Origin of the sequence: Cumulibacter soli (assembly GCF_004382795.1) — a bacterium.
In the GTDB taxonomy this organism is placed as follows: domain Bacteria; phylum Actinomycetota; class Actinomycetes; order Mycobacteriales; family Antricoccaceae; genus Cumulibacter; species Cumulibacter soli.
Genome location: NZ_SMSG01000004.1, coordinates 340,592 through 362,674, shown reverse-complemented (window position 1 = coordinate 362,674; position 22,083 = coordinate 340,592). Strand labels below are relative to the sequence as shown.

Annotated in this window: 18 protein-coding genes; 11 read left to right on the top strand and 7 right to left on the bottom strand. The window is 63.7% G+C overall.

Annotated elements, in window-relative coordinates:
* The first annotated feature begins 357 nt into the window (after nt 1–357).
* The 3 genes from E1H16_RS11010 (at nt 358) to E1H16_RS11000 (ending at nt 4,657) form a co-directional block, all read left to right on the top strand.
* The gene (locus E1H16_RS11010) at nt 358–1,827 is read left to right on the top strand and encodes a hypothetical protein (protein WP_134323919.1); all 1,470 of its coding nucleotides are present in this window, start codon (nt 358–360) and stop codon (nt 1,825–1,827) included.
* Nucleotides 1,828–2,132: 305 nt separating this feature from the next.
* Nucleotides 2,133–3,518: a mechanosensitive ion channel gene (locus tag E1H16_RS11005; protein WP_208379001.1), complete on the top strand. Its 1,386-nt coding sequence runs from the start codon at nt 2,133–2,135 to the stop codon at nt 3,516–3,518.
* A 245-nt stretch (nt 3,519–3,763) separates the two neighbouring features.
* Nucleotides 3,764–4,657, top strand: coding sequence for an alpha/beta fold hydrolase (locus tag E1H16_RS11000; protein WP_166741722.1), 894 nt, complete (start codon nt 3,764–3,766; stop codon nt 4,655–4,657).
* A 98-nt stretch (nt 4,658–4,755) separates the two neighbouring features.
* On the opposite strand, the gene E1H16_RS10995 is transcribed toward E1H16_RS11000, so the two are convergent.
* Nucleotides 4,756–5,040 (bottom strand): hypothetical protein, encoded by a 285-nt coding sequence (locus E1H16_RS10995; protein ID WP_134323917.1) that lies wholly within the window; start codon nt 5,038–5,040, stop codon nt 4,756–4,758.
* A gap of 264 nt (nt 5,041–5,304) precedes the next feature.
* On the opposite strand from E1H16_RS10995, the gene E1H16_RS10990 reads away from it, so the two are divergent.
* Complete coding sequence (locus E1H16_RS10990) at nt 5,305–5,643, top strand: helix-turn-helix domain-containing protein (protein WP_134323916.1); 339 nt, start codon at nt 5,305–5,307, stop codon at nt 5,641–5,643.
* 128 nt (nt 5,644–5,771) lie between these two features.
* On the opposite strand, the gene leuA is transcribed toward E1H16_RS10990, so the two are convergent.
* The gene (gene leuA, locus E1H16_RS10985) at nt 5,772–7,517 is read right to left on the bottom strand and encodes a 2-isopropylmalate synthase (RefSeq protein WP_134323915.1); all 1,746 of its coding nucleotides are present in this window, start codon (nt 7,515–7,517) and stop codon (nt 5,772–5,774) included.
* Between the two features lie 280 nt (nt 7,518–7,797).
* On the opposite strand from leuA, the gene E1H16_RS10980 reads away from it, so the two are divergent.
* The 4 genes from E1H16_RS10980 (at nt 7,798) to E1H16_RS10965 (ending at nt 13,462) form a co-directional block, all read left to right on the top strand.
* Nucleotides 7,798–9,267 (top strand): MFS transporter, encoded by a 1,470-nt coding sequence (locus tag E1H16_RS10980; RefSeq protein ID WP_134323914.1) that lies wholly within the window; start codon nt 7,798–7,800, stop codon nt 9,265–9,267.
* Nucleotides 9,268–9,582: 315 nt separating this feature from the next.
* The gene (locus tag E1H16_RS10975; RefSeq protein ID WP_134323913.1) at nt 9,583–10,848 is read left to right on the top strand and encodes an aspartate kinase; all 1,266 of its coding nucleotides are present in this window, start codon (nt 9,583–9,585) and stop codon (nt 10,846–10,848) included.
* Nucleotides 10,849–10,853: 5 nt separating this feature from the next.
* Entirely contained in the window at nt 10,854–11,888 is a 1,035-nt protein-coding gene (locus E1H16_RS10970) for an aspartate-semialdehyde dehydrogenase (protein WP_134323912.1), read from the top strand.
* A 275-nt stretch (nt 11,889–12,163) separates the two neighbouring features.
* Nucleotides 12,164–13,462 carry a DUF4921 family protein gene (locus E1H16_RS10965; protein WP_208379000.1) on the top strand — a complete coding sequence of 433 codons (1,299 nt, stop codon included), beginning with the start codon at nt 12,164–12,166 and terminating at the stop codon, nt 13,460–13,462.
* 28 nt (nt 13,463–13,490) lie between these two features.
* Here E1H16_RS10965 and E1H16_RS10960 read toward each other — a convergent pair whose 3' ends face one another.
* Nucleotides 13,491–13,784, bottom strand: a complete 294-nt coding sequence (locus E1H16_RS10960) for a hypothetical protein (protein WP_134323911.1) — start codon at nt 13,782–13,784, stop codon at nt 13,491–13,493.
* 27 nt (nt 13,785–13,811) lie between these two features.
* Nucleotides 13,812–14,135: a hypothetical protein gene (locus E1H16_RS10955; protein ID WP_134323910.1), complete on the bottom strand. Its 324-nt coding sequence runs from the start codon at nt 14,133–14,135 to the stop codon at nt 13,812–13,814.
* Nucleotides 14,136–14,296: 161 nt separating this feature from the next.
* On the opposite strand from E1H16_RS10955, the gene E1H16_RS10950 reads away from it, so the two are divergent.
* On the top strand, nt 14,297–15,550 hold the full coding sequence (locus E1H16_RS10950) for a glycoside hydrolase family 3 N-terminal domain-containing protein (protein WP_134323909.1): 1,254 nt from the start codon (nt 14,297–14,299) through the stop codon (nt 15,548–15,550).
* An 81-nt stretch (nt 15,551–15,631) separates the two neighbouring features.
* Here E1H16_RS10950 and E1H16_RS10945 read toward each other — a convergent pair whose 3' ends face one another.
* On the bottom strand, nt 15,632–16,612 hold the full coding sequence (locus E1H16_RS10945; protein WP_134323908.1) for an LLM class F420-dependent oxidoreductase: 981 nt from the start codon (nt 16,610–16,612) through the stop codon (nt 15,632–15,634).
* Nucleotides 16,613–16,771: 159 nt separating this feature from the next.
* Here E1H16_RS10945 and E1H16_RS10940 point away from each other — a divergent pair, with 159 nt between their 5' ends.
* Nucleotides 16,772–17,932, top strand: a complete 1,161-nt coding sequence (locus tag E1H16_RS10940; protein ID WP_134323907.1) for an acyl-CoA dehydrogenase family protein — start codon at nt 16,772–16,774, stop codon at nt 17,930–17,932.
* Nucleotides 17,933–18,128: 196 nt separating this feature from the next.
* Here the strand turns inward: E1H16_RS10940 and E1H16_RS10935 are convergent, their stop codons facing one another.
* Nucleotides 18,129–18,815: a GntR family transcriptional regulator gene (locus E1H16_RS10935; RefSeq protein WP_208378999.1), complete on the bottom strand. Its 687-nt coding sequence runs from the start codon at nt 18,813–18,815 to the stop codon at nt 18,129–18,131.
* A 159-nt stretch (nt 18,816–18,974) separates the two neighbouring features.
* On the opposite strand from E1H16_RS10935, the gene E1H16_RS10930 reads away from it, so the two are divergent.
* Nucleotides 18,975–21,122 (top strand): DEAD/DEAH box helicase, encoded by a 2,148-nt coding sequence (locus tag E1H16_RS10930; protein WP_243837824.1) that lies wholly within the window; start codon nt 18,975–18,977, stop codon nt 21,120–21,122.
* Between the two features lie 35 nt (nt 21,123–21,157).
* Here E1H16_RS10930 and E1H16_RS10925 read toward each other — a convergent pair whose 3' ends face one another.
* Nucleotides 21,158–22,075, bottom strand: coding sequence for a LysR family transcriptional regulator (locus E1H16_RS10925; protein ID WP_134323906.1), 918 nt, complete (start codon nt 22,073–22,075; stop codon nt 21,158–21,160).
* Nucleotides 22,076–22,083: the final 8 nt, after the last annotated feature.

The following is a 22,083-nucleotide window of genomic DNA, read 5'->3' as shown; positions in this document are numbered from 1 at the left end:
CAGGTGTGGTGAGTGTTCCGGTTCCTGGTGTGGGTTCGGTTCATGCTGGCGTTGTGCCTGAGGGTGTGACGGTTGGTAAGGAGTTGGATGTGCTGGGTGTTCAGGATGATTTTGATGTGATGGTGGGCCCTGGTGGGGTCTGGGTGTCGGATTGGATTGGTCCTGAGGGTGTGCCGGTTGGTGTTGCGGTGGATGTGCCGTTGGATGGTGGTGTGCCGTCTGGTGCGGTGACGTTGCCGGTGGTGGGCACGGTTGGTGTGCCTGATGGTGATGGTCAGTTGCCGACTGTGCCGNGGTGTTCCCGGTGATGGTGGTTCGGATGTGCCGGGTCTGCCGGGTCTGCCTGGTCTGCCGGGTGTGCCAGATTTGACGTTGCCTGGTTTGCCGGATCTGTCGGATCTGATTGACTCGGTGGAGCTGCCGACTGTGCCTGGTGTTCCCGGTGATGGTGGTTCGGATGTGCCGGGTCTGCCGGGTCTGCCTGGTCTTCCGGATTTGTCGGATTTGATTGACTCGGTGGGATTGCCGACTGTGCCTGGTGTTCCCGGTGATGGTGGTTCGGATGTGCCGGGTCTGCCGGGTCTGCCTGGTCTTCCGGATTTGTCGGATTTGATTGACTCGGTGGGATTGCCGACTGTGCCTGGTGTTCCCGGTGATGGTGGTTCGGATGTGCCGGGTCTGCCGGGTCTGCCTGGTCTTCCGGATTTGTCGGATTTGATTGACTCGGTGGGATTGCCGACTGTGCCTGGTGTTCCCGGTGATGGTGGTTCGGATGTGCCGGGTCTGCCGGGTCTGCCTGGTCTGCCGGGTGTGCCGGGTCTTCCGGACTTGACGTTGCCCGGTTTGCCGGATCTGTCGGATCTGACAGGTGACGCGGGCTCCGGCGATGGTGAGCCGGGTGGCCCTAACGATGGTGAACAGAGCGCGCCGAATGATGACGATCAGGGAACTCCAGACGACAGCGATGCCAACGAAAACGGTCAAGGCGAACCGAATGACCAAACCTCGGGAGGCTTAACGATCGACCTTCCGGTGGTCGGCGATCTCTCGCTCGCGGTGGTCGAGGGCCCAGCTGGCGACGGAGGTTCTGACGGTGTTCACGACACGCCCGCTGATGACGGCGAGCACGGTGCGCCAACGGACGGCGATCAGGGTGCGCCAACGGATGGCGACGCTGGTGATGCCATCGCAGTCACCGCTGAGATCGCCACGCCGAACGACCGGGAACTAACGGTATCCCTAGAAGTCCGCGATTCGCTGTCGACTATCAATAATGGGTCGGATGGAGACGATTCCGGGGAATCCAACAATGATGGAGATACCGGAGGCGATGGCGACACCGGGAGTCCGGACGACAGCGTTGGTGGCGATGACAATTCGGGTGATTCCAACGGCTCCGACGGCTCCAGTGGAACCAACGGAGACGGATCCACTGACAATACGACCGGCGGTAGTAACCCTGCTGACGGCAACGGATCGACCGGAGACGGTGATGACGCTAACGGTGCCGGCGGCGATTCTGCCGGCAGCGGTGAAGGGACAGGTGTTGGGGACTCCGGCACCCTCCGCATAGCTGGATCGATCGATCATTATGCCGTGATCGGAGCCTCGGCAGGATATGGAGGCTCGATCTCAAGCAATATCTCGATTGAGGTTGCATCGTCAGATGCAGACGGCGACCCTGCGGTCGTCGGCGTGAACGCGGATGCGTCGTACGCCGGTGGGGTCTTGCCCACTACGGGGATGCCTCTCGCATTGCTATGGTTCGTTTGTGTCGGTGCGATTGTCTTGGGCGCTACGGCTGCCTATGCAGGTGCAAGGCGTTAGCGGCACATGACCGTCTGACGGGCCGGGGCTCGGGCCGCGAGGCTGAGCCCCGGTCTAGTCATGTCGACGTGGTCTCTACGGGGTAAAGCGCAGGTAAGCAGAATGTTTGGATTTCTTGATCTCATGCGTGTATGGCGGTTACTGGCGATAGCCTCCGGGTAGGCGAGCCATTCGTTCGCATACATGTAGGAAATCCGACCTGCATGGACGGCGCTGGATCGAATCGGCGCCCCGGCGGGTGTCCGCAGATTGGAGGCTGCGGCCGTCGACCACCATCGCGACTTACTCAAGGAGTTGAGCACGACGTGAACGATTTCTGGGACCGCTTTGACTGGGCCGACATGGTCCAGAAGGTGGTCATAGCTCTATTGATCCTTGTCATCACCTACTTCCTCGCCAAGGGAGTGAAGTGGGCGATCGGAAAACTCGTGAGCAAGGTTCCTGCGCTGCAGAGGCAGAACCAGGACGGCGGAAACCTAGGTGACTCCGTCGGACAGATCGGATCGCTCCTAGTTTGGCTATTCGGCCTCGTTGCGATCCTCCAGGTATTCGCACTCACACCGGTGTTGGAGCCCATCTCCACGATGCTGCATACGGTCATGCAGTACTTGCCGAACGTGATCGGCGCCGGGTTTGTGTTCTTCGTTGGCTTCATGGTGGCCAAGGTTGTGCGGCAACTGGTCGAGACAGCCTTGCGCGCCGCGAACGTCGACCGCTACTTAGGGAAACTCAGCGCTGGCGAATCGGGTGACTCTGCTGCTGGTGCGCAATCGGCGCCGCCCGCGCCGGCTCACCCGACCGCGCCGCCGTCCGGGGACGATGCGCCCGGCGCGCAGCCCGCTGGTCAGTTCGCGGCAGGTGGACCAACTGCGGGTCAGGCTCCACAGAATGCAGGTGCGGCGCCCGCTCAGTTTGGCCAGCCCGCCCCGACGCAGCCGCAGTGGACTCCCGCTCAGGCTCCGGTCACCGGGCCGCGGCGTGACGGCGGTAAGGAGCCCATGCGGATCTCCTCCATCGTGGGATCCGTGCTATTCGGTATCATTTTGATCGTTGTTGGTATTGCCGCGTTGCAGATTCTGGGTATATCGGCGATCTCTGATCCGGCAGAAGAAATGCTCAACATCATCCTGAACGCGATTCCGCTCATTCTCGCTGCGGGAATCATCCTCGGACTGGGATATGTGATTGCTCGCTTCGTGGGTGGCCTGCTGGAGCCGGCCTTGCGCGCCGCGGGCACGGATCGCGCCGCCAACAACCTCGAATTGCTTCCTGAGGGACGTAGCGCTTCGTCGTTGCTGACCATGGTGGCGAAGATTGCGATCATGATGTTCTTCGCGGTCGCGGCGACTCGGATGCTTGGTTTCCCCGAGATAACCGCGATTCTCGACGAAGTGCTGCGCATCGGCGGTCGAGTTCTGTTTGGTGTAGCGATTATCGCCGCCGGCTACCTGATCGCTCAGGTGATTAGCCGGATGTTCGACGGCACGGCTCGGCAGATCGCGAAGTACGGCATTCTGGTGCTGTTCGCTGCGATTGGGCTGCGCTACATGGGCCTCGCAGACTCGATCGTGAACCTGGCGTTCGGTGCGCTGGTAGTGAGCGCCGGCCTCGCCGCCGCGCTCGCATTCGGCATCGGTGGCCGTGACGCCGCCGCTCGTCGCCTACAGCGCATGGAGGAAAAGGCCGACTAACGGCTAGGAACTAACCGCGTGGGGGCCTCGCTTAATGCGAGGCCCCCACGTCGTGTTCGCAGTGAAATCTACGGCGTCGCCGAGTACGTCGAAGTCGACGCGGAGCGCCACTAGGCCATGGCGTAGGTTGCATTTCGGTGACGACAAGGTAGCTGTTTGCCGGTTCGCGCTCCCCATTTAGGTGAACGGGGCCTACATTAAGCCACCGGCATGTGATGCCTACATCGACAGATTCGAGACCCGGAATGACCTCCCTGACGAGCACGACGCCGCGCAGTCAGCGCGTTCCCGGCGAGCTGATCCGGGTTGGCGACGTACACGTACGCGTCAATGTGACCGGGGAGGGTCCGCCGCTGCTGTTGGTGCACGGGCTCGGCGCCGGACTTGACCTGTGGGCTCCGCTCGTATCCGAACTCAAGGGCTATACGGTCATTACGCTCGACAATCCAGGTGCCGGCGCCTCCACTGTCCCGTGGCCGCCCTGGTTCATGAACAAGTATGCCGAGACCCTCGATGCCGTACTCGACGAGTTGGGCTTCGACCGCGTCGACGTCCTCGGCTTGTCGTTCGGCGGCATGGTGTCTCAGGAGTTCGCGTTCCGGTACCCGCAGCGGGTACGGCGACTGATACTCGCCGGAACGACCGCAGGAATCGGTGTCACCTTCGGCAATCCTTTGGCGCTATCTGTGCTCGCGACCCCATTGCGCTACTACTCGCGCTCGTACATGGCGATGATCGCGCCATTCTTGTACGGCGGCGACGCGCATGCCGGCAGTGAACTCGTGGCCGAACAATCCAACCTGCGGCATCAGATGCGGCCATCGATCCCCGGGTACTTTGCGCAGTTGACGACCGCGAGCACGTTCAGTAGTTTCTGGTACCTGCCGACGCTTCGGATGCCGACCTTGGTGCTCGCCGGCGACGAGGACCCAATCACGAACCCATTGACGTGCTGGGTCATTTCCAAGCGAATCCCCGATTGCGAATACCAAGAAATCAAGGGCGGTGGCCACTTGTTCCTGATGGAGAAGCCAAAACTCTCTGCCGACCTAATCCGGGAGTTCCTGGAACGCGAGGCTCGGGAGGACGTCGACACTGAGCAGAAGACTGCGCGCCGCCGGATCAGCCGCAGCGCCTAGACCCTGCCCCGTCTCGCACGCGGGGCAGTAATTCGTGGCCAGACGCCACCGTGCCCGCCAGCGTGTTCGCTGGCGGGCACGGTTGGTGTGCGACGTGCTTACTTGAGCAGGTCGCGCGCGGCCTTCAGGTAGGCGTCCGAAGCCGAGCTCAGGAACGTGACGTGCGCATCGGTGAGCGCCTTCACGAAGTCGAGCTGAGTGGCATCGGCGGCCTTCTTCTCGAAATCAACAACCGACTGCAGGGCCTTCTCCCAGGCGTCGAGGCTGGTGTTACCCTGCTTCTTGGCCTGCTCGATAACCTGCTCGTTCAGGCTGCGGATGCGCTCGGCGGCGGCGTCGAAGTCGATCTTTGGCAGTTCGTTCTTAGCGTTGGCGGCGACCATGGTTCCTCCATTGGTTGATCCAGGCGGCGAGTTCGTCGCCCTTGCGTCATCCAGGTTAGCAGGGTTAGCAGATGATGCTAACCTTATTCAGGTGATCTGGCTCACCACTTCACGGTAGCGCCCTGGTGTGGTCGCTGTCTGCGGCGATCAGCAGATTTACTACTCACGCAGCGAAGCATGCAGGTGGCTGCCGAGTCGCGCGTGCCGCAACTAGATTGAGTGAGCGTCACCGATTGAGGCTGTAGCGCAAAGCGGGAGAGGGACATGACTGAGGATTCCAGTGGGCCACTTGGCGAGATGATCCGCAAACAGCGTGAACTCGCCTCGATGACCATGCGTCAGCTCTCATCAATGGCGGGGATCTCCAATCCGTATCTGTCGCAGATCGAACACGGGGTACGGGAGCCGTCCCAGGCCGTACTGCGGCAAATTGCTCGCTCGCTCGGGCTCGATCCCGACGACCTGCGACCCGACGATGAGGAACTGCCGGGCGTGCGTGCCGCCATCGACGCCGACCCCGGTCTCACCGCAACGCAGCGGCGGGCACTCAAGGAGGTCTATTCGTCGATGATCGCCGCGACTGAGGCCAAACGCGCAGATTAGCGATGCTCGCCGGGTAGACGGTCACGGCCAAACGCGGCACCCGACTCTCCGGACGAGAAAACGGGCGGCGCCCCGATCCGGTGTGCCGGATCCGGACGCCGCCCGCGACGTTCGAGCGCTAACCAGGATTACTGGTTCTGATCGCGATCAAAACGGTTCAGTGCCGACACGATCGCCCGGAAGGACGCCGTGACGATGTTCGGGTCGACGCCCACACCCCACAGGACGCGGTCATCGATGGCGCACTCGACGTACGACGCTGCCGTCGTATCGGAGCCGACGCCCGTCGCATGTTCGGCGTAGTCCAGCACGCGGACCTCGGTGCCGATGCTCTCCAGTGCATGACAGAACGCCGACACAGGCCCGTTCCCGGACCCTTCCAAGACCACCGGCTTACCATCTACCACCATCTCGACAGACACGGTGTCCTTGCCGTCGCCGACCGACTCACTGCGGTGCGAGACAAGGCGGTAACGCCCCCACGCCTCGCCGTCCTTGGTGGGCAGGTACTCGTCGGAGAAGATGCTCCACATGGCTTCGGGGGTAACCTCGCCGCCCTCGGAGTCAGTGTGCTGCTGCACGACGCCGGAGAATTCGATCTGCAGCCGTCGCGGCAGATCCATCTGGTACTCGGACTTCAGGATGTACGCGACGCCGCCCTTGCCCGATTGGGAGTTCACGCGAATGACTGCCTCGTAGGTGCGTCCGACGTCCTTGGGGTCGATCGGCAAGTACGGAACAGCCCACGGGATGTCTTCGACAGTTGTGCCGGCGGCTTCGGCGTCCCGGTCCATCCACTCGAAGCCCTTCTTGATGGCGTCCTGGTGCGACCCGGAGAACGCCGTGTAGACCAGGTCGCCGCCGTATGGGTGACGCTCATTGACCGGCAGCTGGTTGCAGTACTCCGCTGTACGCCGGATCTCATCAATATCAGAGAAATCGATCTGTGGGTCGACACCCTGGCTGAACAGGTTCATGCCCAGCGTCACCAGGCAGACGTTGCCAGTTCGCTCGCCCGAGCCGAACAGGCAACCTTCGATGCGATCCGCGCCCGCCATGTAGCCCAGCTCAGAGGCCGCGACCGCCTCGCCACGGTCATTGTGGGGGTGCAGTGACAGAATGACCGAATCACGGTTGTTCAGGTTGCGGCTCATCCATTCGATCGAGTCGGCGTACACGTTCGGCGTTGCCATTTCGACCGTGGCGGGCAGGTTGATGATGACCGGCCATTCCGGCGTGGGTTCCCACACCTCCATCACGCGATTGCAAATCTCGACCGCGAAGTCCAATTCGGTGCCGGTGTAGGACTCGGGCGAGTACTCGAAGCGGATCTTGGTATCGCCCATGCCTTCGGCGTACTTCTTGCACAGTCGGGCGCCGTTCAGTGCGATATCGATAATGCCTTCGCGGTCCAGGCCGAATACGACGCGGCGCTGCAGCGTGGACGTCGAGTTGTACAGATGCACGATCGCCTGCGGTGCGCCTTGCACGGCCTCGAAGGTGCGTTCGATCAGTTCGTCGCGTGCCTGCGTCAGCACCTGGATCGTGACGTCTTCGGGAATGCGGTTCTCTTCGATGATCCGGCGGACGAAGTCAAAGTCGGTCTGGGAAGCGGCCGGAAAGCCGACCTCGATCTCCTTGTAGCCCATCTTGACCAGCAGGTCGAACATGCGCATCTTGCGGGGCGTATCCATCGGGTCGATCAGGGCCTGATTGCCATCGCGCAAATCGACTGCGCACCAGATCGGCGCCTTTTCGATGACTGCGGTCGGCCAGGTGCGGTCGGGCAGGTCGATGGGGGTGAACGGGACGTACTTCTTGATCGGCATGCCGGACGGGCGCTGCGGATTGGTGAAACGGGTAGTGATGCTCATGGCGGTAGTTCTCCTAGAAACGCGATTAGCCGCGAAGGGTCATTGCGCGTGATGCGAAAGGGAAAATTCTCGACCGGCAGACATGGCTAACACCGCGACGAGAGCGCCGACCTCTAGAAGGTCTCGTCGCGGCGGCTAAGGAGAAGTAGTGCGCGGTACATCACCTAGCACGATAACGCACGTGACCGGCGATGCGAAAACCCGGGGCGTGATGTGACCCAGATCCTGTAGATCTCGAGAACACCTACCGCCGAGTAGTGATGTGGGACACAATGCTGGAATGGCTGACGAATCGCTGGGGCGTGGATTGCGCAGTGGCTACGCGATGGGGGCGCTCGCCAGTGGCGCCTTCGGTACGGTTCCCGGTCTGCTGCTGTTGCCGTACTTGACGGACACAGTCGGCATCTCGGCGCTGCTCGCCGGTGTCATCGTGTTCGCACCCAAGATTTGGGACGTAGTGACTAGTCCGATCGTCGGTCGAATCAGTGATCGCACCGCCGTGCGCTCCGGCTCGCGGCGGACCTACGTCCTGTGTGGCGGGCTGGTGCTGGCGCTGTGTTTTGGCCTGCTGTTCAGCGGGGTGACGTCGAGTCCGGCTGGAGGAGCGTGGTGGGCCGCAATTTTTTACTCGCTGTGCTCGGTGGCGGTCGCCGTTTTCACGGTGCCTTACCTTGCGATGCCGGCGGAAATGACTGATAGCTACCACGAACGCACCAGGATTCAGACCGTTCGCGTCGCGTTCCTCGCCATCGCCATCCTGATCAGCGGCGCGGGCTCGCCAGCCATCCGAAATGCGGTCGGCGGAGCCGAAGGTTATCGGGTGATGGGGTGGTTTATCGCAGTAGTAATCGCGATCGGTGTCTTGGGAGCGTATTTCGGTACTCGCAATGCGCGACGCTCGACGGTCCTGTTCAACGAGGGCTCGCTGCTGAGTCAGATGCGCAGCGTGATCAAGGTCCGGGACTTTACCATCCTGGCGTGCAGTTACGCGATTCAGTACATCTCGATCGGGCTCCTACTTGCCGGGGTCGACTACGTCGCCAACTACTACCTCAATAGCGATGTGGGCGCATCGATCCTCTTCGTGCTGTTCGTTGGTCCGGCCCTGGTGACGATGCCGTTGTGGAACCGGATCGGGCGACGATTCGGCAAGAAGAACGGCTTCCGATTCTCGACTGGGCTGATGGCTGCAGCCGTGGTGGTTGACGCGATCGTGATGCTCACGACCGATCCTTCGGTCGGCAAGTACGCGCTCTATGTGCTCACGGCGATCCTTGGTGTGGGGTATGCCGGGGCGCAGGTGTATCCGTCCGCGATGCTCGCAGATACGGCCGCCGTAGACGCCCGCCGTACCGGCGTGAACCGGATCGGTCTATTCAGCGGTGTGTGGGGCGCCATAGACACGGTAACGATGGCGGCCGGCACCGGCATGTTCGCGCTCGCGTTGGCGATCGGTAGCTATGAGCCGGGTATCGGCCTCACCGCCGATGGGCCGCGGAATCCCGCGATGACTGCGATCGTCGTCGCATTCACCGTGCTGCCGGCCGTGTTCTTCGTCGTGAGCTTGCTGTTGATCCGCGGGTACCGGTTGACCGGTGACGACGTCGAACTGCGGCTGTCGGACGATGACATACCCGCGGGCGCTGGTGACTCGAGCGAAGCGGTAGACCCCGTCGATGCAGGTGCGCTCGAACCCGGCCAGTATGCGCCTGGCGGACGGCGGGGATCGGGACTTCCGCCCGGCCAATAATCCGCGAGCGCCGGGACTTTCGCTCGGCCAATAATCCGCGGGCGCGGGGACTTCCGGTGGGGCAGTAATCCGCGGGGTCGCTCGTCTGGGCAGGAAGCGCGAGTGCCCGACACGTCGTTCGATGAGTCGCTCTGGGTCGGCGTGAGATGTGTCGGACTCCATGATCTTTTGGGAGAGAATCTGCGATCCCTGCGTACAATCGGCCTTTGCGGGTTCGGACGCGACCGTCGGTCCCTGCGGACAGATTCAACTAGAGGTCGACGGCCCGCTCGCGCATATAGAACGGGTCGTTTGCGTATACGGAGGTGTGTTTGAGTGGCGCTGGTCGTGCAGAAGTACGGCGGTTCGTCTCTGGAGAATGCCGACCGCATCAAGCGGGTGGCCGAGCGGATCGTTGAGACTCGCAAGGCCGGTAACGACGTGGTCGTTGTCTGCTCGGCGATGGGCGATAGCACCGATGAGTTGCTGGATCTTGCGACCCAGGTCTCACCCGTGCCGCCGGCGCGCGAGATGGACATGCTGCTTACCGCCGGCGAGCGCATTTCGAACGCACTGGTCGCCATGGCGATCCACAACCTCGGCGCAGAGGCGCGTTCGTTCACTGGATCGCAGGCCGGTGTGATCACCGACGCCTCGCACGGCAAGGCCAAGATCATTGACGTCACGCCTGGACGGGTGCGTCAAGCGCTCGATGACGGCGCGATCGCGCTGGTGATGGGTTTCCAGGGCGTCTCGCAGGACACTAAGGAAATCACCACGCTCGGTCGCGGTGGTTCGGACACGACGGCCGTCGCGTTGGCCGCGGGCCTGAACGCCGACGTCTGCGAGATTTACAGCGACGTGGACGGCGTTTACACGGCCGATCCGCGGATCGTGCCGAACGCCACGAAGCGCTCCGAAGTTTGCTACGAGGACATGCTCGAGATGGCTGCCTCGGGCGCGAAAATTCTGCATTTGCGCGCGGTCGAGTATGCGCGTGCCAACAACATTCCGCTGCGGGTCCGATCGTCGTACACGTCCGACGTCGGCACGCTCATTACTGGATTCCTGGAGGACATTCCGATGGAAGAGGCCATCCTCACCGGCGTCGCGCACGATCGCGGCGAAGCTCAGATCACCGTTGCCGGTGTCGCGGACAAGCCGGGAACCTCAGGGAAGGTCTTCCGGATCCTGGCGGACGCCGAGATCAACATCGACATGGTTGTGCAGAACGTGTCTCAGGTCAGCACTGGCACGACCGATATCACCTTCACGTTGCCGATTGGCGATGGCCCGGTGGCGATGGAGGCGCTGACCAAGAAGCAGGCCGAGATCGGCTTCGACAAGCTCACCTTCGATGAGCACATCGGCAAGGTCTCGCTGATCGGTGCAGGTATGCGCTCGCACCCGGGGGTCACTGCCACCTTCTGTGAGGCAATTGCCGCCGCGGGCGTGAATATTGAACTCATTTCGACCTCTGAGATTCGGCTATCGGCGCTGGTGCGCGATGTTGATCTCGATAAGGCGGTCCGTGCGCTGCACGAGGCATTCGACCTCGGTAGCGACCAGGTTGCCGAAGTACATGCGGGAACGGGGCGGTAAAGCACATGGGACTCAATGTTGGAGTAGTCGGCGCGACGGGACAGGTCGGCGGCGTCATGCTGCGGCTGTTGGCCGAGCGCAAGTTCGGAATCAACACGCTGCGGGCATTCGCCTCCGCGCGTTCTGCCGGATCGACCGTCGAATTCGCCGGGCAGCCGATCACTGTGGAGGACGCGTCCACGGCCGATCTGAGCGGGTTGGACATCGCGCTGTTCTCGGCCGGCGGCGCGACCTCCAGGGCGCTCGCAGAGAAGTTCGCTGCGGCGGGTGCGGTTGTCGTCGACAACTCGTCCGCCTGGCGTCTGGATCCGGAAGTGCCGCTCATCGTCAGTGAGGTCAACGGGGCGCTCGCGACGCAGGCTCCGAAGGGCATCATCGCTAACCCGAACTGCACCACGATGGCTGCGATGCCGGTTCTCAAGGCGTTGCACGACGCGGCCGGGCTGCGTCGGCTCATCGTCACGACCTTCCAGGCCGTGTCCGGCTCCGGCCTCGCTGGGGTTGAAGAACTCGCCTCGCAGGTCACTGCAGTCGGCGCTGACGGGCCGAAGCTGACCCACGACGGCTCTGCAGTCGCCTTCCCGCAGCCGAATACGTATGTCGCGCCGATCGCGTACAACGTGCTCGCGCAGGCCGGCAACTTCGTCGATGACGGCTCCGGTGAGACCGATGAGGAGCAGAAGCTCCGCAACGAGTCGCGCAAGATCCTCGATATCCCCGATTTGCTGGTCACTGGAACGTGCGTGCGCGTTCCAGTATTCACTGGACACTCGTTGTCGATCTCTGCCGAGTTCGACAAGGCGATCACCCCGGATCAGGCGCGCGACGTACTCGGCTCGGCGCCGGGTGTCGTCCTCACCGAGGTGCCGACGCCGCTGGAGGCCGCAGGTCAGGACCCGTCGTACGTCGGCCGGATCCGTCAGGATTCGACGGTCGACGGTGGCCGTGGCCTGACGCTGTTTGTCTCCAACGACAACTTGCGCAAGGGTGCCGCGCTCAACACGATCCAGATCGCCGAGCTCGTCGCCGCTGCTAAGTAGCGCCTGCGGCGAGCCATCCCGGTCGATAGCGCGCATCGCGCTGCCGGTGCGTTGAGCATCGCGCGGCTCGTGCGCTGACCGACGAGGGAATTCTCGTTCCACAGTGGGGTTCGGGTTCGACTGTAGGGAAACCTTCCCGCTGTCGAACCCGAACCCCACTCTGGATTGGCAACGCCCGTCTCGCGACGGTGAGTTCCGCGCGGGACGTGGGAGGGTGTGTTCCCAAGGCGGGACTTGCGATGGTGTGTCCCCAACGCGGGACAGAAGGGGCAACGATGGGTCCTACTGACTATCTGCGCGAGATGGCCGACGGTACTTTCAAGCAGGTCAACCCGTTTACCGGCACTCAGGTGTGGACGGTGCCGGGTCGTGGGGATCGCCCGCTCGGCCTGACCGCTGTCGCACCCAAGCCGCTGGACGAAGCGGCGCGTACCTCGGCCTGTGCGTTCTGCAGCGATCGGTACGTGCAGACTCCGCCGGAGAAGTCCCGTGTGTCCCTCACCGCTGGTCGCTGGGTCAGTCAGCACGGGCTACCTCTCGGTGCGGTTCTTTCCTCGCTCGCTGAATTTCGCCGGATCCCGAACCTGTATGAGATTCTGCCGCTGGAGTACTGGCGCGCCAACTACGACTACCGGATCCGGGCGGCGGATCGTGCCCGGATGACGGCGTACCTCGCTGATCCCGCCGGTCGCGAGCACGTGTTGGAACTGCTGACGACCAAGGTCCGCGCCGATCAACGCGACGGTCTCAGTGACGACGCGCTGCTGGAGCGCGACGCGAGTGCCTTCTTCGGCGGAACGCACGACGTCATCGTTGCGCGCCGACACTACGCCGACGAGGCAAGCAACGACTCTCAGTTGGCGTCGTCTGGAACGCTGAACGTCGACGAGCATCACCAGTACGTCGCATTCACCATCGACGCGATACGTGATCTCTACGAGCGCAATCCGCACGCGCAATACGTTGCCGCATTCCAGAACTGGCTCAAGCCCGCCGGCGCTTCGTTCGATCATTTGCATAAGCAGGTAGTGGCGATCGACGAGCGCGGAGTCCAGGTCGAGTTGGAACTTGGCCGGGCGCGGGTCAACCCGCAGATCTACAACGAGGCCGGTGTCGACTACGCGCGCGAGCACAATCTGATCATCGCCGAGAACGACCACGCGATAGCGTTCGCCGGCTTCGGGCACCGTTACCCGACCCTTGAACTCTTCTCGCGCAGCGAACACTGCGCTCCGTGGGACCACGCGGCACAAGAGATCCGTGGTATGTCAGACCTGCTGCATGCGCTGCATTCCGCGGGCGGGCCGGACGTTCCGTGTAACGAGGAGTGGCATCACCAGCCGCCCGGCGTCGACGTCGCCATGCCGTGGCGAATCATGATCAAATGGCGCGTCTCCACCCTCGCCGGATTCGAGGGCGGCACGAAGATCTACCTGAACACGATCAGCCCCACGGCGTTGCGTGAGCGCGTGGTCACCCGACTGCGCGAACTTCGGGCGGACGGCGCGATCGCCGCCGACATTCGGATAGGGGACGACGCGAACGTCGAGCAGAGCCCGCTTCGTTATCGTTGACCGGCGGCCGCGGCTCGGGGCTAGCGCGCTAGCCGCTGAGCGTCTTGACCATTGCGATCCCGGTGTCCTGGGCGATCTGCCCGATGCTGGCAGTCGCCTGTGCGCGGGCGAGCAGTTGCTGCGTGTAGAGGTCTGACTTCTGGTGATAGCTCACGGTGCGTTCGTCCAGGCTGAGGCCCGTAGCGGCGTCGAGGGCCTCGCTGATAACGTCGCCAAGTTTGCTGCGCACCCCGTTCCAGATGGCGTCCCACTCGCTGCGGTGGGCCTGCGTGGCGTTGGCGATATCGGCGATGTGTTCGGTGTTGAAGGCGATGAGGGGCACGACACTCCTTATATTTCGATGAGAAAGTCAGATTCCGGCGGCAACAGTGGCAGCGAGACCTCCTTGCTGTGCGGCGGCGGTGGCCTGATCAGACCCGGACTCGGCCACGGTGATCAGCGAGCCGAGGTCGACCCGTAGTCGATCGAGTTCCTCGGCGAGCGCTTTACCCGCACCGCCGAGGTCGCTGAATGCGCCCGCGGTGATCTGGCCCGCCGGCGCGGTCATCGCCGCTTGTGCGGCATCCGCCTGCGCGAGGACCTTGCTCGTGACCGCGTTCATCTGCGCGATCGCGTCGTCCACGACACCGATCGATACCTGCACCTGTTCAACGTCGATCTTGGGTCCGCTCATCGAGTTTTTCTCCTTGCGTCGGTGGTCCTCGGATACGGCTACGACACCACGTCCAGCGACCAATCAGAACCTCTTCGAGGCGCGCTGTGGACAATCGCCGGTGCTGTGGATAGCTCGCGTGTGGTGCAGGACAAACGTCGTGGCCACGAGGTTCGCTTAAGGTGGACTCAAGCCGATTCGAGGAGTACGCCGTGCGCCAACGCGTCACCGCACTGACTGCCGTGGCATTGCTGACGCTCGTCGGTTGCACCGATGGGTCCGCAGATTCAGCGGACGCTAGTAGCACCGGCGCCAACAGCGCCGGTGCCAGTGAAACGAACCCGCCGAGTTCTGCTGAAGCATCGACGTCCGCCGCGCCGACATCGTCTGACGCACCGCTCAGTTGCGCGCAGCAGACCGCTGCGGACCTAGCGCCGAAGGAGAAGATTGCCCAGCTCGTGCTCGTGGCGATGACGCCAGATTCGGTCGATGCCGCAGCCGCTCAGATCAGCGAGGGTAATGCGTCTGGTGTGTTCTTGCTTGGCGGATGGCCGAGTATCGAGACAACCGCCGCGGCCAGCGCGCAAATCCACGAGCTGTCGGGCGACGTCGACACCTGGGTCGCTATCGACCAGGAGGGTGGTGAGGTTCAGCAGCTGCGTGGTGGCACGGTCGCGAACATTCCCGCCGCGGTTGAGCAGGCGGCGATGGACCCGGTCGACCTGCAGACGCAGGCGGAGACCTGGGCCGCGTCGCTAGTAGAGGCTGGCATCGACATCAACCTCGCGCCTGTCGCTGACGTCGTCCCCGCCGATATTGGAGCCGCGAACGCGCCGATCGGGCAGTTTGGGCGTCAGTACGGCACCACCCCCGATGCTGTTACTCCGCCCATGATCGCCTTCATGAAGGGGATGCAGGACGGCGGGATTTTACCGACCGTAAAGCATTTCCCAGGGATCGGACGTATACAAGGAAACACGGACGTCACGACCGATGGGATCAGTGATCCGACCACGACCCCGGACGACCCGGCGCTAGCGCCGTTCGAGGCTGCGATCGCCGACGGTGCGCCGATCATCATGGTCTCCACCGCTATCTATCCCTCGATCGACCCCGATAACAACGCGGCCTTCTCGGCGCCGATCATCACCGACCTACTCCGCGACGATCTTGGCTTCGACGGTGTTGTCATGAGCGACGATCTGGGCGCCGCAGCCTCGGTCTCCGACGTACCGGTCGGGCAGCGGCTCACCAGGTTCGTCGACGCTGGCGGAGACGTCGTACTGACCGCTGATCCGAACCAGGCAGTCGAGATGAATTCGGATGCGCTCGCGAAGTATGACAACGATCCACAATTCGCCGAGAAGGTCGATGCTGCCGCATTGCGGATCCTGACTTTGAAGGATGAACAAGGTTCGCTCGCCTGTTCAGGATGACGACCGTTTGGATCGCCCGGGCTCTCTGCGGCGGTATCGACGGCGTGCTCGAGCGCGCCGCAGGGTGGCACAGGACGCCTGTCAGTCAGTAGCGCGGGGACCGAGTTCGCGAAGCACGTCGGCGATCGGTCGACCCGTGGGGTAGATCGACAGCACTGGCACGGTGACTCCAGCATCGACGTACCGCTGGATGTGCGCGCGGCATTCTTCGGGCGTGCCATGAATGAACAACTCGTCCACGACCTCGCTGGATACCTCGGCGAGCGCGCGCTTGCGATCGCCGGACCGCCAGGCATCCCACATCGACTGCAACTTTGATCCGCGGCCTAGCCACGCCTGATAATCGGCGTACGTCGGGACGTTGAGGTAGGCAGTTATCGCGCGACGCGCCATGTTCTCCGCCTCGGTGCGGTCGGCGGTCGGAATTACGAAGATCCGTGCGACGACGTCAGCGGGAGTGTGGCGGCCGTCGTTGACGTACCCGGTGACTTGTCTGATGTCGTCCGCCGAGAGCCAGTTGAGGATCACGCCGTCCGAGTGCGTGCCGGCCAGGCGCAGCATCTTCTCGCGCAGCGCGGCAACCAACACTCGTGGGCGGCGCTTCGGCATGAGCCCGAGCCGGAACCCGTCGATGTCGAAGCTGTGGCTTTTCATCGATACGCGCTCGCCGTCGAAGGAGCGGCGTAGGAACTCGAGCAGGTCTTTTACGCGGGTCAGCGGGCGATCGAAGGGGATGCCGTTCCAGTTGCGGACGATCGGCATTGACGATGACCCGATGCCGAGTTGCAGCGGCTGATCGGTGAGTTCGGCGAGGGTCGCCGCTTGCATCGCGACGACGCCAGGTGCCCGGGTGTACGCCGGAACAATCGCCGTACCGACGTGCAGTTGCGGCTGCAGCGTGGCGGCGTGTGCGAGTGGGATGAACGCGTCTGCACCGTTGGATTCGCTACTCCACAGGTCCGTGTACCCGGCCTCGGCAGCCGCGGCGTACGCCGACGCGTGCTCGGGGAGCGATAATCCGCCCAGGGGAATGGTCACGCCGAATCGGTTCTGCTGGGTCATGCGGTGCTCCTTCTGGAGTGGGCCGTGAACTCTTCTTGCGCTCACGCTATCGGTTCGCCTCGACGGCGTTCGTGGACGTGACGGCTGTGACGTTGACGGCGGCGACCGCAGCCTGGGAGGATTCTATAGAATCTGATTGCCGTAAGAGGGAGCCCGGGCATGCCCGATTTCGAGTTGAACGCCGAAGAGCAGGCCATTGTTGAAGCTGTCGCCGAGTTCGTCGACAAGCAGGTCAAGCCGAACGTGCAGGAGATCGAGCACGCCAACGAATACCCGACCGCATTCATCGAGGCCATGAAGGAGATGGGAATCTTCGGACTTGCTATCCCCGAGCCGTACGGCGAAGTGAAGGTCTCTACGCCCTGCTATGCGCGAGTCACCGAAGAGCTCGCCCGCGGCTGGATGTCCCTGGCTGGCGCGATGGGTGGGCACACTGTTGTCTCCAAGTTGCTGATCGACTACGGCACTGAGGAGCAGAAGCAGAAGTACCTACCGCGGATGGCGACCGGCGAGTTGCGCGCGACCATGGCGCTTACCGAACCCGGTGGCGGCAGCGATCTGCAGAACATGCGCACCGTCGCCAAGAAGGAAGGCGACGAGTACGTCATCAACGGCTCCAAGACCTGGATCACGAACGCGCGCAAGGCTGGTCTCGTCGCGCTGCTGTGTAAGACTGACCCGACCGCCGAGCCTCGCCACAAGGGAATCTCGGTGCTGCTGGTCGAGAAGGTGCCCGGCTTTGAAGTCTCCAAGGACCTGCCGAAGCTTGGCTACAAGGGGGTTGAGTCCTGCGAGCTCAGCTTCGACGGCGCCCGAGTGCCTGCAGACGCGCTACTGGGCGGGGTCGAAGGTAAGGGATTCGCGCAGATGATGCGCGGGTTGGAGATCGGTCGAATCCAGGTCGCCGCTCGCGCCACTGGTGTTGCGCGCGCAGCTTTCGATGACGCCCTCGCATACGCGCAGGAACGCGAGTCGATGGGCAAGCCGATCTGGAAGCACCAGCAGGTCGGCGCGACGCTGGCGAACATGGGCACCAAGCTGTCCGCGGCGCGGCAGCTGCTGTGGCACGCGGCCCGCTCGTACGAGTCAGGGGAGCGCGCCGACATGGAAGCCGGTATGGCCAAGTTGTTCTGCTCGGAAACCGCGATGGAAATCGCGCTGGACGCGATCCGGGTGCACGGCGGGTACGGCTACTCGACCGAGTTCGATGTCGAGCGCTACTTCCGTGACGCGCCACTGATGATCGTCGGCGAGGGCACGAACGAGATCCAGCGCAACGTGATCGTCGGCCAACTCGTGCAGCGCGGCGGTCTGAAGTAGCTGGCCCCCGACGCGTCGTAAACCTGGCGATTCGAGCTGCTGCTCGGAAGCGGTTCGATGTGCCGCTCAGCAATCCTGGCGGCAGATGTGGTACCAACTACGGTCCAACATCTGCCGCCAGGATTTATTCGCGCGTGATGTTCGATGGACATGGGGATAGCGGCTTCGGTGCAGACATAGCGTTCGGCCGCGAGTGCTACTTCAGGCCGATCTCGTGCTGAAGGTGGGTGACCAGTAGTGCGCCCACATGGCGGATGTGCGCGCTCATCGCATGGCGGGCGGCGTCGGGATCGCGTGCGTGTAAGGCGTCGAGGATCGGTTTGTGATCGTGCACCGACGCCTGCGCCCACCCGGTGATCGCGCCGTACGACGAGAGCGGCACGTGCGCGACGGTAGAACGTAGCAGATTCGCCAGTCGAACCGATTCGGCCGCTCGGTTGATCGTGCGGTGTACCTGGTGGTTGAGCCGATCGACCTCCGCGGTGTCCCCGCGCGATTCGGCGGCGACCAACCTGGACTGGAACCCATCAATAGCGGCGATATCGGCGTCAGTGAGGTTGGCGACCGCGCGGAACGCTAACTCGCCGGCGACGTACGCCTGGACATCGAAGAGGTCATGGATATCACGAGTCGTGACCGGTACAACGCGAAATCCGCGACGTGGTTCCCACTTCACTGAACCCTCGGAGGACAGGGTCATCAGCGCCTCGCGAACCGGGGTGTGGCTGACGCCAAGCTCCGCGGCCAATTTGTCGGTGCGAACGAACTCCAGCGGCGCGAGTTCACCGAGCATGATCGCCTCGCGGACCCGTCCGGCCACACGTTCACTCAACTGCGCCCCGCGACCAGCCTGTTCGCTCAGTGGCCGAAGCGGCTTGGACACGTCTTCCTCCGGTGACTAGGTGCTGACGAGCCTATCGCCGGGCGGGCAGCGCAGACATCCCGGCGGCACAAGCGCCGCGGATATTCACACTGCTGGCGTGTATCCACAGCCTCGCACACCCCACGGCGGTTGTCGTGCTCGGCCAGTACCGTGGCCGATGTGAGTGAGACGACGCAGGCAGAACTGACCAGCGAGCGAGCCGACGTTGCGGCCGAGGTGCTGCACAAGATGGCTGGCCCAGATGCCGTTCTACGCGACGACCAAGCGCGGGCCGTCGCTGCGCTATGTCAACCAGCTGCCCGGGTGTTGGTGGTACAGGCGACCGGATGGGGAAAGTCCGCTGTCTACTGGATCGCCACCGCGATCGGTCGCCAAGCGGGCCGCGGCGTGAGCCTGGTGATCTCCCCGCTGCTCTCGCTGATGCGTGATCAGGTCGATGCAGCCGCCCGCGCCGGTCTTGTAGCCCGTACTCTGAACTCCTCGAACATTGATGACTGGTCGCGCATCGAGCAGGAGATAGCCGACGACGCCCTCGACGTGTTGCTGGTGTCGCCAGAGCGACTGGCGAATCCCAACTTCGGCGCACGCGTGCTGGACCAGCTCGCCGGGCGGATCGGCATGCTCGTCATCGACGAAGCCCACTCCATCTCCGACTGGGGCCATGACTTCCGTCCCGACTACCGCCGCATCTCCACGATGCTCACCCGACTGAACCCTGAGGCCGCCGTCCTGGCGACGACCGCGACCGCCAACGCGCGGGTGACAGACGACGTCGCCGCCCAACTCGGTGACGCACTGGTGTTGCGCGGGCCGCTGGCGAGATCGAGCCTGCAACTGGTCACCCTCGATTCGATGTCGCCGATTGATCGATTCGCGTGGGTGTGCGAGCGGTTGCCCGAGTTGCCGGGCAGCGGAATCGTCTATGTGCTCACGGTCGCTCAAGCAGATGAACTGACGTCCGCAATCAAGGACGTACATGGTGGTGGCTATCCCGTCGCGGCGTACAGCGGCCGCCTGGACGCGGACGAGCGTCAGCGCCTGGAAGAAGCGCTACGCGCTAATGAAATCAAGTGCCTCGTCGCCACGTCGGCACTCGGCATGGGGTTCGACAAGCCCGATCTCGGTTTCGTCGTACACGTCGGATCACCGCCCTCGCCGGTGTCGTACTACCAGCAGGTCGGGCGCGCCGGCCGCGGAATCGATCGCGCGGTCGTCGTACTGCTGCCCAGCGATGCCGACCGGCACGTGTGGGACTACTTCGCCACGGCGACGATTCCGGTGCCCGCGCAAGTCGAGGCCGTACTCGATGCACTGCGCGCTGACGGAACGCCGCTGAGCGTGCCCAAATTAGAGTCCTCTACCGGCGTACGGCGTACCCGTGTCGAGTTGATCTTGAAACAACTTGCCGTTGACGACGTCGTCGAGCGGCTCGCCGATGGCTGGATCGCGACCGGGGCGCAGTGGTCGTACGACAAAGCCCATTACGACTCGGTCGTTGCAACGCGCGAGCGTGAGGCGGCGATCATGCGGGACTACGCCGCCGCGCGGCGCTGCCTCATGCAGCTACTACAAGAGAGCCTCGATGATCCGAGCGCCGCACCCTGCGGGCGGTGTTCGGTGTGCGCGCCCGAGGCGAGCGATGCGCTGCGTCGTCCCGTCGATCCCGAGTTGCGCACGCGCGTGGAGCAGGCGCTGCGGGGGCAGGTCAGCGCGTTAGAGCCGCGGAAGATGTGGCCGGGTGCCCCGTCCGAACGTAAGGGGCGGATTTCGGCGACAGTGGGCGCCGACTGGGGGCGCGTTCTCGTCGATTACGACGCGCCGCAGTGGGCTGATCTGGTGCGGACAGCGCTGAATGCAGACGCTCCGGCGCCCGCCGAACTGCACGATTCCGTCGTGCGACTGCTCGCGTCGTGGAGCCGTGGCGATCGACGGTACGCCGCGTGGGCGCGGCGACCAGAAATCGTGGTGGACCTCCCAGCCGGCGGGTTGGAGACCCTCACCGCGACCCTGGCCGACGGCATTGCGCAGACCGGCAGGATGACGCGCGCTTCGTTCGAGGCGGAGCCACTGACGCATGGTTCGCGTCGAGCCAGATCCGAAGATTTGCCCAGCGGGACTAAAGCTGCGCTGTGGGACGGGTCCTTGGTCCTCGGTGCCGACACCGCTGACCGGGTTGCGGGTGCTGCGGTGCTACTGGTCGTTGACCGTGACTCGATGGGGTGGGCGATCACCGTCGCCGCAGCCAAACTGCGCGAGGCGGGAGCGGAGGTGGTGTTGCCCCTACTTCTGCACCGCACGGCCAGTTGATTCGGGACGTCTCGACCGTTAGCCACCCAGTTCGCTCATGCGCCACCAGCACGGTCTGCAGCTGCGCTCGTATCGAAGACCTCGCGGGCGATCGTGATGGCTCGTCGGGTGGCCGGGTTGGTCGCGCCCGCCCGCCACACGAGCCGTATCGGAAATTTGGCCTGAACGTCGTCCGCCAGCCGAATGTAGTGCACACCCGCCACGTGCAGCCGGTCCCGATGGTCGACCACGACGGCAGCGCCGACCCCAGCAGCGACAAGTGCTAACAGACTGAATGGGTCCGGCGCCTCGGCGACGAAATTCGGTGCGATCCCGGCGCTTTCCAGCATCGTCACCGTCGCGTGTCGCACCCACGAATCGTGCTCGCCTGGGTACGACACCAACGGTTCGCCGGCCAGCGATGCGACCGCCACTTGCGGCGTCGTGCTCAGTGGGTGTCCCTCCGGTACGGCCAGCACTAGCGTTTCCTGCCCGAGCGCCACCGATCCAAGGTCGGTCGGCAGTGGTGATCCAGTAATCGCCAGGTCCAGCTGTCCGCGCCGGACTAGTTCTATCGCTCGCCCGCTGTATACCTGCGGAACGAGGTCGACCGTCAGCGCGGGCTCACGCGATCGCACCTCACGCACCAGGTCTGCGAGGACGGCATACCCCGACGTGCCGGCGAACCCGGCGCGGACCGATCCGGCTGTGCCGGTCCGTCGTGCCGCCGCGATCTGTCGAATCTCCTCGACGCTCCCCAGGATTCGCCGGGCCGGTTCCAGCAGAGCCGCACCGTCGTCGGTCAGCCGCACCGTACGCGTAGTTCGCTCGAACAGCACCACGCCGACCTCGCGCTCCAGTTCCCGAATCGCCGCGCTGAGCGGCGGCTGCGAAATACGCAGGCTTTCGGCCGCGCGACTGAAGTGTTGATGCTCGGCGACCGCAACCAGCGCGCGCACATGCCTCAGTTCCATGGGTGCCT

Excerpts from the sequence above, each read along its gene's own strand:
- E1H16_RS11000 (WP_166741722.1), top strand. The coding sequence starts at position 3,764 with ATGACCTCCCTGACGAGCACGACGCCGCGCAGTCAGCGCGTTCCCGGC.
- E1H16_RS10995 (WP_134323917.1), bottom strand. The coding sequence starts at position 5,040 with ATGGTCGCCGCCAACGCTAAGAACGAACTGCCAAAGATCGACTTCGAC.
- E1H16_RS10990 (WP_134323916.1), top strand. The coding sequence starts at position 5,305 with ATGACTGAGGATTCCAGTGGGCCACTTGGCGAGATGATCCGCAAACAG.
- leuA (WP_134323915.1), bottom strand. The coding sequence starts at position 7,517 with ATGAGCATCACTACCCGTTTCACCAATCCGCAGCGCCCGTCCGGCATG.
- E1H16_RS10980 (WP_134323914.1), top strand. The coding sequence starts at position 7,798 with ATGGCTGACGAATCGCTGGGGCGTGGATTGCGCAGTGGCTACGCGATG.
- E1H16_RS10970 (WP_134323912.1), top strand. The coding sequence starts at position 10,854 with ATGGGACTCAATGTTGGAGTAGTCGGCGCGACGGGACAGGTCGGCGGC.
- E1H16_RS10965 (WP_208379000.1), top strand. The coding sequence starts at position 12,164 with ATGGGTCCTACTGACTATCTGCGCGAGATGGCCGACGGTACTTTCAAG.
- E1H16_RS10955 (WP_134323910.1), bottom strand. The coding sequence starts at position 14,135 with ATGAGCGGACCCAAGATCGACGTTGAACAGGTGCAGGTATCGATCGGT.
- E1H16_RS10945 (WP_134323908.1), bottom strand. The coding sequence starts at position 16,612 with ATGACCCAGCAGAACCGATTCGGCGTGACCATTCCCCTGGGCGGATTA.
- E1H16_RS10940 (WP_134323907.1), top strand. The coding sequence starts at position 16,772 with ATGCCCGATTTCGAGTTGAACGCCGAAGAGCAGGCCATTGTTGAAGCT.
- E1H16_RS10925 (WP_134323906.1), bottom strand. The coding sequence starts at position 22,075 with ATGGAACTGAGGCATGTGCGCGCGCTGGTTGCGGTCGCCGAGCATCAA.